The sequence below is a fragment of the Oxalobacteraceae bacterium OTU3CAMAD1 genome (assembly GCA_024123915.1).
Lineage (GTDB): Bacteria > Pseudomonadota > Gammaproteobacteria > Burkholderiales > Burkholderiaceae_D > Rugamonas.
In genome coordinates this window covers 5,277,790-5,290,744 of sequence record CP099650.1, presented here as the reverse complement: position 1 = coordinate 5,290,744, position 12,955 = coordinate 5,277,790, and the positions used below count along the sequence as shown (strand labels likewise).

Here is a 12,955-nt window from a genome sequence, read left to right as displayed (position 1 = left end):
GCCATCGAACCATGGCAGGAGGCTGTGCTTGGGGCCCAAAGTTCAGGCCTGCGCCTGCTCGAAGTGCGCGCCAACGTCGGCGACGCGGTGCGCCATGGGCAGGTGCTGGCGCGCTTCGACGCCGCCACCTTGCGCGCCGGCCTGGCCGAATTGCAGGCCGGCCTGCTGCGCGCAGAGGCCGAGGCGCGCCAGGCCGCCACCAACCGCCAGCGCATGCAGGCGCTGAAAGGCCGGCCGCCGATCGCGGCTACACAACCGTCGGCCTTGAACTGCCGCCCGGCACCGCGCTGGCCGATACGCTGGCCGCCGCCGAGCGCACGCGCCTGGCGCTGGACGGCATCCCCGGCGTGGCGGCGATCTTCACCAATGTCGGCGCGGCCGGCGACGCCGACAATCCCGCCGCCGGCGGCGTGCGCACGGCCACCTTGACCTTGGCCCTGGGCGAGCGCGGCGAACGGCCGGTCCAGCAGGAGATCGAGGCGACCGTCAGAAAGCGTCTGGAGCGGGTCGCCGGCGTGCGCTTTGCCGTCGGCGGCGGCCTTGATGAAAAATTCGAGTTGATCCTCGCCAGCGACGACGCCCGGGCGCTGCAAGCGACCGCGCAAGCCTTCGAGCGCGAACTGCGCGGCGTCGGCAGCCTGGTCAACATCGGCTCGACGGCGAGCCTGGAGCGGCCCGAGATCATCGTCCGCCCGGATGCGCAGCGCGCCGCCGAACTTGGCGTCAGCACGGCCGCCATCGGCGAGACGGTGCGCATTGGGACCGTCGGCGACTTCGACTCGCAACTGGCCAAGCTCAATCTGGACAACCGCCAGGTCGGCATCCGCGTGCAGGTGGCCGAGTCGCTGCGGCGCGACCTCGACGCCATCGGCAGCCTGCGCGTCAACGGCCGTTCCGGGCAGGTACCGCTCGACAGCGTGGCCACCTTGTCCGTCGAGAGCGGGCCGTCGCAGATCGACCGCTACGACCGCCGCCGCTACGTCACCATCAGCGCGGACCTGGGCGGCATGCCGCTGGGCGAGGCGATGGAGGCGGCGATGGCACTGCCGGCCGCGCGCGCCATGCCGTCTGGCGTGGCGATGATCGAGGAGGGCGACTCCGAGACCGCCAACGAACTGGCGTCGGGCTTCGGCATGGCGCTGGTCACCGGCCTGCTGTGCATGTTTTGCGTGCTGGTGCTGCTGTTCCGCGACTTCCTGCAGCCGGTCACGATTTTGTCGGCGATTCCGTTGTCGCTGGGCGGTGCGTTCGTCGCGCTGCTCCTGGCCGGCAGCGAGCTCGATGTGCCGTCAATGATCGGCCTGGTGATGTTGATGGGGATCGTGACCAAGAACTCGATCTTGCTTGTCGAGTACGCGGTGCTCGGTATGCAGGAGCGTGGAATGGGCGTGCTGGATGCCCTGATCGACGCGTGCCACAAGCGCGCCCGCCCGATCGTCATGACGACCGTGGCGATGATCGCCGGCATGCTGCCGATCTCGCTGGGCCTGGGGGCGGATGCCAGTTTCCGGCAGCCAATGGCGATCGCCGTGATCGGCGGCCTGTTGACGTCGACGTTGTTGTCGTTGTTGGTGGTGCCGGTGGTGTTCAGTTACATCGACGGCCTGCGCCGGTATTTGACCAGCCGGATGAAACCTGCTGGGCAGGTTCGCGCCGCGTGATGGATCATGGGGCATTGGCGGCGCATGCATGGCGGATTACGCCTTCGGCTAATCCGCCCTACGTGTCTCCGTGGATGTGCTTGCTTAGCTGGCCCTTGAGAACCTTGGAGACACGTAGGGCGGATTAGCGCAGCGTAATCCGCCGCAGGTCCGCCAGCGGCCAAAGATTGAACCGCAATATCAATTTTTCTTTAGCTTTATCAACCTGAAAGAGAACCACAGCATGAAAAAATCCTCCCTCCCGCTCTCCCTGCTGGCACTGTTGTTGTCCGGCGCCGCGCAAGCCCAGGTCTTGGCCCCGGAACTGGCCGCCAAGGAAGCCTCCCCGGAACCGTCCCACTGGGGTCTCGGCGTTGCCGCCGGCTACACCGCCAGCGCCTACCGCGACTTTGACAACAAGGTCCAGGGCCTGCCGCTGCTGATGTACGAAAACCGCTACATCAGCTTCTTCGGCACCACGCTCGACGCCAAACTGCCGTCGGCCGGCCCGATCTCGTTCCGCCTGCGCGCCAAATACTCCGGCGACGGTTACGAAGCCAAGGATTCCCCGTACCTGAGCGGCATGGACGAGCGCAAGGGCGGCCTGTGGGTGGGCGGCGCGGCGATCTGGCGCAACAGCATCGTCAACGCCTCGGTCGAAGCGCTCACCGCCACCGGCGACGCCGAGGGCAAGCGCGTCAAGCTGGAATTGAGCCGCAACTTCAAGGCCGGCGCGCTGACGGTCACGCCGCGCATCGCGGCCAACTGGCACGACGACAAATACGTCGATTACTACTACGGCGTGAAGGCGACCGAGGTGCGCGCGGGCCGCGCCCGTTACGTCGGCGAATCCACCACCAACGCCGAAGTGGGCGTGCGCTTAGGCTATGCCGTCACGCCGCGCCACAACGTGTTCGTCGATGTCAGCGCGACGGCGCTGGGCAGCTCCATCAAGGACAGCCCGCTGGTGGAAAAATCGAGCGAGAGCAGTGTGCGGTTCGGCTACCTGTACAACTTCTAATCAGGTTTGGGGAACAGGACGCGGACGCTGAAACCGCGTCCATCGATGCCGGCGCCGGTGACGATGTCGGCTCCGTGCAGTCCGGCGATGGCGGCCACCAGCGACAGGCCGATGCCGCTGCCACGCCCGCTGTTGCCCTCGACGATGCGGTGGAAACGCTTGAAGATGCGCTCACGTTCTGCCTCGGGCACGCCCGGGCCGTCGTCGGCTACTTCCAGATACACGCGTTGCACGCCGTTGGCTTCGACATGGCCGCAGCCGATGCGCACGCGCCCGCCGGGCGGTGCGAAGCGCAGCGCGTTGTCGACCAGGTTGCGCAGCAGGATGGCGATTTCATCGATATCGCAGACAATGCGGCAGGGGCAGGTGTCGAGCAGCAGGCTGCGGCCGGTTTCCTCGGCGTCGAATTCGTATTCGTGGGCCACGTGTTGAATGAGTTCACTGGCATCGGTCATGGTCGCGCGCGCGATGTTGGCGCCGGCGTCGAGGCGGGCCAGATCGAGCAGCTGTTCGGCCAGGCGCGTGCTGCGCTTGGCCACACGCAGCAGCTTGACCAGCGCGGCGTCCTTGGCGGCGGCGTCGGCGGCGCCCAGCGCCACTTCGGCCTGGGCCTGCAACGCCGCCAGCGGCGTGCGCAATTCGTGTGCGGCGTCACCAATGAAGCGCCGTTCCGAATCGACCGCCTCGTCGAGCCGCAGCAGCAGGTGGTTGAAGGATTCGACCAGCGGGCGCAACTCGCCCGGCAGTTTGTCGAGCGGCAGCGGCGTCAGATCGAATTTTTGCCTCTTCACTACCAGCGCACCGAAGTTGGCGATCGGCTTGAGCGCGTGGTACAGCGCGTAGTCGATCACGAAGCCTACCAGGGCCAGGACCAGGGTCAGGACGGTCAGCGCGATCAACGCTTCGCGCTGCATGTCCCAATCGACCACGCTTTGCAAGTTGGCCACCTGGACCGAGACCCGGCCGGTGCGGTCGGAGACGGCATACACGCGCCATTGCTTGCCATCGATCGTGGGGCTGGAAAAGCCTTCCTGGCCCAGCGGGCGGAACGGCTTGGCCGACACGCCCGGCGTGCTGATGAACAGCGAGCCTTTGGCGTTCCATACCTGGAAGCTGAAGTCCTCGTGGGCGGCTTGGTTGTCGAGCGGCAGTTCGAGTCCGGGGCCGAACGGCCCTTCGTCGATTTCGTCGGCTGGAATCGCCATCATCAGCTTGGTGGCGAAGGCCTGCATCTTCGCGTCCCACACACTGTGTTCGCTCTGAAAGGTATATGCCACCAGCGCGCCGCCGCCGACCAGCCAGCACGAGAAGAACGCCAGTCCCAGCACCGCGCGCACGCGGCTGCGCAAGGACATCATGGGCCGGCCTCGCCGATGCTGTAGCCCTGGCCGTGCACGGTGACGATGATGTCGTCGCCGAGTTTGCGGCGCAACTGGTGGATAAATACGGCGATGGTGTTGCTGCCGATGGCGCTGGCGTCGGCGTAGACCACGTCCTCCAGATGGCTGCGGGTGACAACGTGGCCGGGCCGCTCCATCAGCGCGAGCAGGGTGCGGTATTCGTAGGCGCTCAGCGACACGCGTTCGCCGGCGCGCGTGACGGTGCGCTTGGCGACGTCGACCTCGATGTCGCGGCAGGTCAGCAGCGGCACCACGCGGCCCTGGCTGCGGCGGATCACGGCGCGCACGCGCGCCCACAATTCGCCGAACTCGAAGGGCTTGACGAGGTAGTCGTCGGCGCCGGCGTCGAGTCCGGCGATGCGTTCGCTCATCTGGCCGCGCGCGGTCAGGATCAGCACCGGCGTGACGTCATAGCGGCCGCGCATCGTGCCGAGCAGGCTCAGGCCGGATTCGCGCGGCAGGCCCAGGTCGAGCAGCACGACAGAATACAGGCGGTCCATCAGGGCTAGTTTGGCGGAGGCGACATCGACGGCGTGGTCGATCTGCCAGCTGTTCTGGCGGGCGCCGTCGCAGATGGCCTCGGCCAGCATGGCGTCGTCTTCGACTAATAGTATTTGCAATTGGACCCTCGAGGAATGTGGGATCCACGTAGGGCGGATTAGGCGGAACGCCGTAATCGGCCATGCGGGCGCCGCCTACGGAGCATGCATGGCCGATTACGCTGCGCTAATCCGCCCTACGTGTTTTAGAAGATTTTCGGGTTAAGCGGCAGGGAAGCATAGGGGATCCGGATTAATCAAATTTTAATGGTCGGCGATGTTGCTAGGATACATTATTGGCCCGTGCTTGACGCCGTATATCAAAGTTATCTCGACCCATGAATAATTTGTATACGGACCGGCTTTCGGCTGCGTGTCAAAACAATACTGGATATACTGCGCCGTGATAACTTCCGGTCGCCGCCACGCGTCGGCGGCGCGCCTGTTCCATTCTTTTTATCCGGTATTCTTTGGGAGTTCCACGCACTATGAGCAGTTTTATTTCGAGGCTACAAAAGCAGGCGCGGGGCTTCCCGACCATCGGTTTGCTGGCACTGGCGGTGAGCTCGGCGACCAGCGCCGCCACCACCAGCCTCAATCAGTCGTGGGAGTTCTACCGCGACGACGCCAAGACCGCCGACACCGTCGACAAGGTCGCGCCGGGCGCCTGGACCAAGGTCGATCTGCCGCATACGGCCCGCCTCGAAGCGAAAGTGCCGGTCAACTCCTGGCAGGGCAGCGCCTACTATAAAAAAACTTTCGACGCCAAGGCCGCTCCCGGCGAGCAGGCCGTGTTGCGCTTCGAAGGCGCGATGAACGTGGCCGACGTCTGGGTCAACGGCAAGCACCTGGGCACGCACCTGGGCGGCTACCTGCCGTTCTCGTACGACATCACGCCGCACCTGAAAGCCGGCGGCGGCAACGAGCTGGTGGTGCGCATCAATAACGAAGACAACGCCATCACCGGCCCGAAACCGTTGAAGGACCTGGATTACATCCAGTACGGCGGCATCTACCGCGACGTCACCTTGAGCATCAAGCCGGCCGTGCATATCAGCGACGAAATGCTGTCCAACACCGAGGCGGGCGGCGGCGTTTTCGTCACCTATCCGCAGGCCGATAAAAAATCCGCCATCGTGCGCGTCAAGGCCGAGGTGTGCAACACCGCCGGCGAAGCGCGCACCGCACAACTGAGCCAGCGCCTGTTGTTCAAAAACGCGCGCGTCGCCGACGGCGCCGAGAAAATCGAGCTGGCCGCCGGCGAGTGCCGCCACGTCACCCGCGACCTCAAGGTCGACCGTCCGCAATTGTGGTCGCCCAAGTCGCCGAACCTGTACGCGATCCAGACCACGGTGTCGAGCAAGGGGCAGCAGGACGTGGTCACGACCCGCGTGGGCATCCGCCGCATCGCGCTGGAAAAGGGCAAGTTGCTGATCAACGGCGAACAGACCTTCCTGCGCGGCGTGAACCGCCACCAGGAATTCCCGTATGTCGGTTACGCCTTGTCGCCGCAGGCCGACTATCGCGACGCGCTGCTGATCAAGCGCGCCGGCTTCGATTACGTGCGCCTGTCGCACTACCCGCATTCGCCTGCCTTCATGGCAGCCGCCGATGAACTGGGCCTGATGGTCTTGCCGGGCATCCCGGGCTGGCAGTACTTCAATCCCGATCCGGCGTTCGCGACGCAGGTGCTCAAAACCTGTAGCGACATGGTGCGCCGCGACCGCAATCATCCGAGCGTGCTGGCCTGGGAATGCTCGCTGAACGAAACGCAGATGCCCGATCAACTGATCGAGAAGCTGCACAAGACCGTGCACCAGGAGTATCCGGGTGACCAGGCGTATTCCGCCGGTTGGGTGCCGCAGATTTACGACGTTTATCTGCAAGCACGCCAGCATCGTCTGGACGACAAGAAGCCGTTGCCGAACAAGGCGCTGATCGTCTCCGAATACGGCGACTGGGAATACTACGCGATGAACGCCGGCTTCAATCAAACGGCGTGGGGCGACCTGAAAGAGGCCGACCGCAGCAGCCGTCAGTTGCTGACCGACGGTGAAACCCGTTTGCTGCAGCAGGCGAAAAACCTGGCCGAGTCGCACGACGACAACTTCAAGACCGGCGCGGTGGCCGATGGCTATTGGGTGATGTTCGACTATGGCCGCGGCTATGCGCCGGACCTGGAATCGTCCGGCGTCATGAGCATCGACCGGCTGCCGAAGTTCTCGGCCGAATTCTTCCGCTCGCAGCGCAGCGCATCGGAAAAATCGGCGAAGTGGGGCGGTGGGCCGATGGTCTTCATCTCCAGCCACTGGACCAAGGATTCGCTGCCGCAGGTGCGCGTGTTCAGCAACACCGACGAGGTCGAGCTGTTCTTGAACGGCAAGAGCCTGGGCAAGGTCAAGAGCGGTCCGTCGAAGACGCATCCGAACCTGGCGCATCCGCCGCTGGAGTTCAACGCCGGCCAGTTCCAGGTGGGCACGCTCAAAGCGGTGGCTTACCTGAAGGGCCGCAAGGTGGCCGAGCATGTCGTGCAGACGCCGGCCGAGCCGGTCAAGCTGGGTATCGCGGTGGACGATCTGGCCGTGAAGTCGACCGATGGCGACCTGGTGTTCATCCGCGCCAGGCTGCTCGACGCCAACGGCACCGTGGTGCCGGACAGCGGCAAGTCGGTGACCTTCGCCGCCGGCGAGGGCTACGAGATCGTCGGCCCGAGCGTGGCGCCGACCGAGGCCGGCATCGCCAGCGTGCTGGTGCGCGTGAAGGGCGCGAAGGGTGCTATCAACGCCGAAGCGGGATCGCTGCGCGGCCGGTTGTAAAAGTTTGAACAGTGTTCGCGACCGCTCTCATGCGGTCGCGATATTTTTGCGTCACTTCCGCGCGATGCGCGGCTTTTTCTTCACCTGGGCATCCGGGTCGGACGTATCGCCGTTCAGCATGGCGCGGATGCGGCCGATGTGGATGGCCGACTGGTCGATCCGCTCGCCGTAGGCGGGGCCGCCCATGCCGTCGCCGCGCAGCTTCACCAGCAGGTTGCGGTTTTCCTCGAACATGCGCAGCGCCACCCATAGCGTCTCCTCCATTTTTTGCGTCTGGGCGGCCAGCAGCTCGCCGGCCGTGTAGGCGTGGCCCGTGTGGCAGCGATAGCGCAACTGGCCTGCCTTGCCGATCTCCCACAGCACGCCGCCGCAACCGGGGCAGTTGAACGGCACCAGGGTGCCGAGCGCCTCGACCGAGCCGATGTCGCTGAGCACCCGTTCGGCGATCTTCGATTCCAGCGCCACGTCCGCCGGCACCGCCTTGCGCTTGCCGCGCTTGCGGCCGGCCAGCTCAAGCAGCAGCGGCCCCATGTCCGCCAGCGCCACGCATTTATCCACCCACGCGTTGTTGATGACGTTCTGCGGCATGTCGGGATAACTCGCGTCGACGGGGTCCTGGACCACGCACAGTCCGCCGCAGCGATGGACCGCTTCCATGCCCGAGGTGCCGTCGTCCAGGTAGCCGCTCAGGATCACCGCGATCACCCGGTTGCCGTGTGAGACGGCCGCCGAGCGGAACAGCGCGTCGATGGCCGGCCGGGCGCGGTTTTCGCGCGCGCCTTTGGTCACGCGTATCTTGCCCTCGGACAGCATCAGATGGTGGTCCGGGGTGGGCAGGTAGACATGGCCGGGCAGGGGCAGCTCGCCGTCCTCGCCGGCCTTGCAGGGCAGGGTGCTGTTGCGGCTCAGCAGCCGGATCTGCGCCGCCGTCGATGCGGTGGCCGCCATGTGCTGGACGATCAGGATAGGCGCCGGAAAGTCCGGGCTCAACTGGGCCAGCAGGGCGCTCAGCGCGTCGCCACCGCCCGCCGAAGCGCCAATGACGACGATGGGCGCTGCGGTGGCCGCCCCTGCGCGCGGCGCATGATTGGATTTGGCCATATTGCCTCCCGGTCAAGTAGTGAGGCCCACTCTATCCCAATACTACTTTTGCGAAAGTTCTATTGAGCAAACACCCGCCCCCCCCCAACCCCGGGGTCAGGTCCGACATTCGGACATTTCGTAAAAATGAGGAACTTTTTCAACTGAATGAAGTTCCGCGATGTCCGAATGTCGGACCTGAGGTGTTCCGGGTTTCGCGGACAGTTAATGAAGCACACGAAACTGCGCTTCAAAGGATGCAGGCGTTTGATAGCCCAAGGTCTGATGCAAGCGCATCCGATTGTAGTACACCTCGATGTAATCGCGAACCACGCCCAGGGCCTCGGCTCTCGTTGAAAAGAGTTGCCTATGCATGGTTTCGTTTTTCAGGTTTGAAAAGAAGCTTTCCGCCACGGCATTGTCCCAACAATTGCCTTTGCGACTCATGCTCGGCAGCGCCCCGTGTTTGGCTAGCAGGTTGCGGTAGTCGGCGCAGCCGTACACGGAGCCTTGGTCGTTGTGGAAGATGATCCCGGGCGCAGGTCGCCGGTGTTCCATCGCCATGGACAACGCCGCCATCGGTAACGTGGCCGCCTGCCTGGTGTCCGTCGACCAGCCCACCACCCGGCGTGCGAACAAGTCTAGTACCACGGCCAGATGCAAGAATCCCTCTTTAGTGCGCAGCACTGTCATATCGCCGACCCACACCTGGTTCGGAGCGCCGACCTGAAAGGCGCGCTTGACCAAGTCCGGCGCTGGTGGCAGCACCCGTTCTTTCGCCTTGCTGGCGCGAAAACGCTTGGCGCGGGTAGTTTGTATGCCCTCCAGCTTTCTCAGCCTGGCCACGCGGTGTTTTCCACAACAGATGCCTGCGCTATTGAGCAGGCGCCACGTTTTCAATATCCCGGGTGCCGAGCGGTGGCGCATATGGATCTTGACGATCTCTTGGCGCATGGCCAGATCTTCCCGGCTTCGCAGGCTCGGCGGTGCCGTCTTGAAGGCGTAGTAGCCGCTGCGGCCCACGTCGAGCGCCAGACACAGCGCTTTGACTGAAAACTCGCTTCGATGCTCGTCGATGACGGCGTACTTCACTTCTTGAGGCGAGTTAAGTACGCATCTAACTTTTTTAGGATGGCCAGCTCCTGTTCGGCCTTGGCCAGTTGGCGACGCAGTTGCTCGACCTCGCTCAATTCACTGACCGCAGGACGACCTGGCGAGCGCAATTGGCCGCCAGCTGGCTGCTCTTCGAGCTGCTTGGCCCATTTGTAGAGCTGATTACGACGCAAACCAAGCTCCAACGCCAAGGCCGTCGCGCTCTGCTTGCCATCATGTAGCCGGGAGATCGCAGCGCGCTTGAATTCATCCGTAAACACGGCCCGCTGCTTCGGCACCGGCTCCGCCGATGTCGGAATGATCTCTCGTTTGGAAGGTGACTGTTTCTTTTCCATGAATATCCTCTCAGGACGTATTGTCCTCTATTTGGATGTCCATGAAACCCGGGCTATCTCAACCTGACCCCGTCGCTATGACCCGTCGCTAGCCATCGATGACAGCGCGCGTTGGCGCCGGCGCCGGGACGCTATGTGATGTAGAAGTAAAAAGGCCGACGCGGACGTTGTGCAACGTCGGCATCGGCCTTGGGTCCTGGTCGCGGCCCCGGGAGGGCGGCGACCGCGTCCAGCTTAGGTCGGGCTGGCTTCCGGGTCCGGGAAGGCGTTGGTGGCCTTGGAGCCCCACAGCGCGTAGAACAGCACATACACTTCGCACAGCGCGGTCAGCAGGAAGGACATCTGCAGGCCGTAGATGTCGGCCAGCCAGCCCTGCACCACCACCAGCGCGCCGCCGGCGATGGCCATGATCAGCAAGCCGGCGCCTTCCTCGGTCATCGGGCCCAGGCCCTTGATGCCGAGCGTGAAGATGGTCGGGAACATCACCGAGTGGAACAGGCCGACCGAGATCAGCGCCCACATGGCGACGTGGCCGGTGGTGAAGGTGGCGATCAGCATCACGATGGCGGCGCCGATGCTGGCGCCGGCCAACACGGTTTCGGCCGAGACGGTGCGCATCAGCGCGGCGCCGACGAAGCGGCCGACCATCATGCCGCCCCACAGGATGAACAGGTAGGTCGACGCGGTCTGGTGGTTGACGTTGCCGATTTCAGGCTGCGAGACGAAGTTGATGAACAGGTTGGCGACGCCGATCTCGGCGATCAGGTAGATGAAGATCGCCGGGATGCCGAACACCAGGTTGCGGTGGCGCCACAGCGAGTGCTTGCCGCGTTGTTCCTTGCTCACGCGGCTGGTGCTGGACGATTTTATTTCCGGCAGCGGGAAGCGGGCGATGACGACGGCCAGAACGATCAGCACGCCGGCGACGATCAGGTACGGCAGTTGCACCGCCTGGGCGTCGGCCAGGCGCTCGGCCTGGGTCAGCACCTGGCCGGCTTCGAGCGTGCCCGAGTTGGAGCGGCCCAGGATCAGGTAACCGCCGAACAGCGGCGCGAACGTGGTGCCCAGCGAGTTGAACGCCTGGACCAGGTTCAGGCGCGACGAGGCGGTCTGCGGCGAACCGACGACGGCGACGTAGGGATTGGCGGCCACTTGCAGCAGGGCGATGCCGCAGGCGATCACGAACAGCGCGAACAGGGTGACCGGATACGACGGCAGGCGCGCCGCCGGGATCATCATCAGCGAACCGGCGGCCATGATGGCCAGGCCGACGACGATGGATTTCTTGTAGCCGATGCGTTCAATCAGGCGCGCGGCCGGGATCGAGGCGACAAAGTAGGCGATGAACCAGACCGACTCGATCAGCGTGGTTTGCGTGTAGTTCAGGTCAAATACGCTGCGAAGGTGCGGCAGCAGCGTGTTGTTAATTACCGTGATGAAACCCCAGGTAAAAAACAGACTTGCAAGCAGCGACATCGTCGCACGATAGCTGACCACGGGAGACGAGGTCGTCTCCATAGTGCGAGCAGATGAAATGGGCGCTGCCATAATCTTTCCTTTCCAACAAGCGGGAGGAATATGGTAGAGCCAATCCGGTAATCTTGCCAATGAATAAAAAACAATGTCCTATATCTTTTTCGATATGGCAGATATCACCAGATCGTAGTACTGGTAAAAACCGGCGGGTGCGGACCTGGTTCAGGCCTGCACTTTGTGGTCTTCCGACTGGGCTTTTTCCATCGCTTCGGGCTCGAGCTCCTCGGCCGAGCGGTTCAGGTGCACGAACACGCCCCACGCCGCCAGCAGCACGCCCACGCTGCCGACCAGCGCGGCCACGTACACCAGGCCGGCCAGATCGTCGTGCACCGCATGGAAGGTCGCCACGAGGGCCTCGATCGCCAGCGCCACCACCACCACCACGAAAAAGCGCGACAGGAAGCGCCGCACCCGCGTCGGCGCGCTGATGTCGGCGTCGCGCACGACTTCCTCTTCGATGATGGTCTCGGCGATCTGCAGCGCCACCACGGCGGCGGCGAGGATGCCGATTGCCTCGATCACTTCCTGGGCTGCGGCCAGGCCGAAGTCGCCGGTGGCGGCGTCCCAGCCGATGCGCGCGCTGATGGCGATGAGGAATAGGGCGGCGGCGGCGAACAGGATCGCGATCAGCGCGTGGACCGCGCCAAAGGCCGTCATTAGCTTCTTCATGGGTGTCCTTACAGTGTGCAGTTATTGCTGGATTGTAAGGTGATAGTGCGGGGTCTTATGTTCGCTATGCAGCATATGGCAGGTAATAGAGGAGGGGGGGCCGTCTAAAAACTGCACGCGCATAAAAAAACGCACCGGCTGGCCATCGGGGAGATGGCCGGCCGGCGCGCCGGTTTGCTACGAAGAGCGCCAGGTCTTCGTGCTTATTTCTTCGCTTTGCGACGGGCAACGGCACCCAGCAGGGCCAGGCCGCCGAGCATCATGGCGTAGGTCTCTGGCTCTGGCACCGGGGTCGGGATGGCCGACACGGTGGCACCGTAGGTCGAGTTCGCCAAACCGCTCGTGCCGGTGATGTTGACACTATAGATGCCGGCGGCCAATGGACCGGTCCAGCTCAGGGTTTGCGAACCGGCGCCAGCCATCGGCGAACCGAAGCTGGTGCCGTTCAGTACGGCCGAGAAATTCAGAATCTGGCCTGCGGTCACGGCGAACGTCTGGATGGCGGCGAACGACGTGCTCGACGGGGCCAGCAGCTCGAAGGTCCAGGTGTCGTTGATGGCGACACCGGCGCCGAACTTCTCGGACGAACCGGTGAAGCTGTCAAAACCCGACGGATCGAGCACGCCCAAATTGTGGACGGTCGCCGAAGCGCTGAACGACGCTGCGGCAAGTATTGCAGTTGCAACAACAGATTTTAATTTCATATTAATCCTCGGCGAAGGTGGGGGTAGTACATCAGGGGTGGGGTACAACTGAGACTGATAGTAGCATCTTTTGATTTGCAATTTCAATCACACACTTATCGT

Annotated in this window: 11 protein-coding genes; 3 read left to right on the top strand and 8 right to left on the bottom strand. The window is 63.9% G+C overall.

What is annotated here, in order from left to right; all coding sequences use genetic code 11:
• Positions 1 to 11 precede the first annotated feature (11 nt).
• Both NHH88_22380 and NHH88_22375 read left to right on the top strand, forming a co-directional pair.
• Positions 12 to 1,661, top strand: a complete 1,650-nt coding sequence (locus NHH88_22380; protein ID USX12425.1) for an efflux RND transporter permease subunit — start codon at positions 12 to 14, stop codon at positions 1,659 to 1,661.
• 223 nt (positions 1,662 to 1,884) lie between these two features.
• Complete coding sequence (locus NHH88_22375; protein USX12424.1) at positions 1,885 to 2,661, top strand: MipA/OmpV family protein; 777 nt, start codon at positions 1,885 to 1,887, stop codon at positions 2,659 to 2,661.
• On the opposite strand, the gene NHH88_22370 is transcribed toward NHH88_22375, so the two are convergent.
• Positions 2,658 to 4,019 (bottom strand): ATP-binding protein, encoded by a 1,362-nt coding sequence (locus NHH88_22370; GenBank protein USX12423.1) that lies wholly within the window; start codon positions 4,017 to 4,019, stop codon positions 2,658 to 2,660. The two genes, NHH88_22375 and NHH88_22370, sit on opposite strands and share 4 nt — an antisense overlap.
• Positions 4,016 to 4,681, bottom strand: a complete 666-nt coding sequence (locus NHH88_22365) for a response regulator transcription factor (protein USX12422.1) — start codon at positions 4,679 to 4,681, stop codon at positions 4,016 to 4,018. The genes NHH88_22370 and NHH88_22365 overlap by 4 nt, the downstream gene beginning before the upstream one ends.
• 407 nt (positions 4,682 to 5,088) lie before the next feature.
• Here NHH88_22365 and NHH88_22360 point away from each other — a divergent pair, with 407 nt between their 5' ends.
• The gene (locus NHH88_22360) at positions 5,089 to 7,416 is read left to right on the top strand and encodes a DUF4982 domain-containing protein (GenBank protein USX12421.1); all 2,328 of its coding nucleotides are present in this window, start codon (positions 5,089 to 5,091) and stop codon (positions 7,414 to 7,416) included.
• A gap of 51 nt (positions 7,417 to 7,467) precedes the next feature.
• Here the strand turns inward: NHH88_22360 and NHH88_22355 are convergent, their stop codons facing one another.
• The 6 genes from NHH88_22355 to NHH88_22330 all read right to left on the bottom strand — a co-directional run bounded on the left by NHH88_22355 (position 7,468) and on the right by NHH88_22330 (position 12,853).
• Positions 7,468 to 8,517, bottom strand: a complete 1,050-nt coding sequence (locus NHH88_22355) for a chemotaxis protein CheB (GenBank protein ID USX12420.1) — start codon at positions 8,515 to 8,517, stop codon at positions 7,468 to 7,470.
• Positions 8,518 to 8,721: 204 nt separating this feature from the next.
• Positions 8,722 to 9,588: an IS3 family transposase gene (locus tag NHH88_22350; GenBank protein USX12419.1), complete on the bottom strand. Its 867-nt coding sequence runs from the start codon at positions 9,586 to 9,588 to the stop codon at positions 8,722 to 8,724.
• Positions 9,585 to 9,944, bottom strand: coding sequence for a transposase (locus NHH88_22345; GenBank protein ID USX12418.1), 360 nt, complete (start codon positions 9,942 to 9,944; stop codon positions 9,585 to 9,587). The genes NHH88_22350 and NHH88_22345 overlap by 4 nt, the downstream gene beginning before the upstream one ends.
• 234 nt (positions 9,945 to 10,178) lie before the next feature.
• A complete protein-coding gene (locus NHH88_22340; protein ID USX12417.1) occupies positions 10,179 to 11,441 on the bottom strand; it encodes a sugar MFS transporter in 1,263 nt (420 codons plus the stop codon).
• Positions 11,442 to 11,642: 201 nt separating this feature from the next.
• On the bottom strand, positions 11,643 to 12,149 hold the full coding sequence (locus tag NHH88_22335) for a hypothetical protein (protein USX12416.1): 507 nt from the start codon (positions 12,147 to 12,149) through the stop codon (positions 11,643 to 11,645).
• Positions 12,150 to 12,352: 203 nt separating this feature from the next.
• Positions 12,353 to 12,853 (bottom strand): FxDxF family PEP-CTERM protein, encoded by a 501-nt coding sequence (locus NHH88_22330; protein USX12415.1) that lies wholly within the window; start codon positions 12,851 to 12,853, stop codon positions 12,353 to 12,355.
• Between the last annotated feature and the right edge of the window lie 102 nt (positions 12,854 to 12,955).

Bases quoted from the DNA above. Each gene is read 5' to 3' on its own strand.
- NHH88_22370 (USX12423.1), bottom strand. From the start codon at position 4,019: ATGATGTCCTTGCGCAGCCGCGTGCGCGCGGTGCTGGGACTGGCGTTC.
- NHH88_22345 (USX12418.1), bottom strand. From the start codon at position 9,944: ATGGAAAAGAAACAGTCACCTTCCAAACGAGAGATCATTCCGACATCG.
- NHH88_22330 (USX12415.1), bottom strand. From the start codon at position 12,853: ATGAAATTAAAATCTGTTGTTGCAACTGCAATACTTGCCGCAGCGTCG.
- NHH88_22375 (USX12424.1), top strand. From the start codon at position 1,885: ATGAAAAAATCCTCCCTCCCGCTCTCCCTGCTGGCACTGTTGTTGTCC.
- NHH88_22335 (USX12416.1), bottom strand. From the start codon at position 12,149: ATGAAGAAGCTAATGACGGCCTTTGGCGCGGTCCACGCGCTGATCGCG.
- NHH88_22360 (USX12421.1), top strand. From the start codon at position 5,089: ATGAGCAGTTTTATTTCGAGGCTACAAAAGCAGGCGCGGGGCTTCCCG.
- NHH88_22380 (USX12425.1), top strand. From the start codon at position 12: ATGGCAGGAGGCTGTGCTTGGGGCCCAAAGTTCAGGCCTGCGCCTGCT.
- NHH88_22355 (USX12420.1), bottom strand. From the start codon at position 8,517: ATGGCCAAATCCAATCATGCGCCGCGCGCAGGGGCGGCCACCGCAGCG.